The sequence below is a fragment of the Bacillus sp. AFS015802 genome (assembly GCF_002561455.1).
Classification (GTDB): domain Bacteria; phylum Bacillota; class Bacilli; order Bacillales; family Bacillaceae_B; genus Rossellomorea.
Map to the genome: position 1 here is coordinate 1 of NZ_NTUP01000062.1, position 398 is coordinate 398.

At 50.5% G+C, this 398-nt stretch carries 3 tRNA genes; all 3 read left to right on the plus strand.

From position 1 onward, the window contains the following. The first annotated feature begins 91 nt into the window (after nt 1-91). The 3 genes from CN378_RS16240 (at nt 92) to CN378_RS16250 (ending at nt 359) form a co-directional block, all read left to right on the plus strand. Nucleotides 92-168 (plus strand) — tRNA-Met (locus tag CN378_RS16240). A 4-nt stretch (nt 169-172) separates the two neighbouring features. After that, nucleotides 173-249, plus strand: a tRNA-Ile gene (locus CN378_RS16245). 17 nt (nt 250-266) lie between these two features. Then, nucleotides 267-359: transfer RNA gene (locus CN378_RS16250), tRNA-Ser, on the plus strand. Nucleotides 360-398: the final 39 nt, after the last annotated feature.

Sequence of the window (398 nt, forward strand, 5' to 3'; positions counted from 1 at the left end):
ATCCCGCTAGGCTCCACCAACTTTTTTTACGAAAGTAAGGAAAGTCCATTGATTTTGCGAAAGTCAAATTCAATAGCATCAAATGTTTCTTGGCGGTGTAGCTCAGCTGGCTAGAGCGTACGGTTCATACCCGTGAGGTCGGGGGTTCGATCCCCTCCGCCGCTACCAATAGGGACCTTTAGCTCAGTTGGTTAGAGCAGACGGCTCATAACCGTCCGGTCGTAGGTTCGAGTCCTACAAGGTCCACCAAGTACCATTTTTATTACGGAGGAATACCCAAGTCCGGCTGAAGGGATCGGTCTTGAAAACCGACAGGGGTGTAACAGCCCGCGGGGGTTCGAATCCCCCTTCCTCCTCCATTTTCTCTTTAAAAAATATTATCGTCGCGGGGTGGAGCA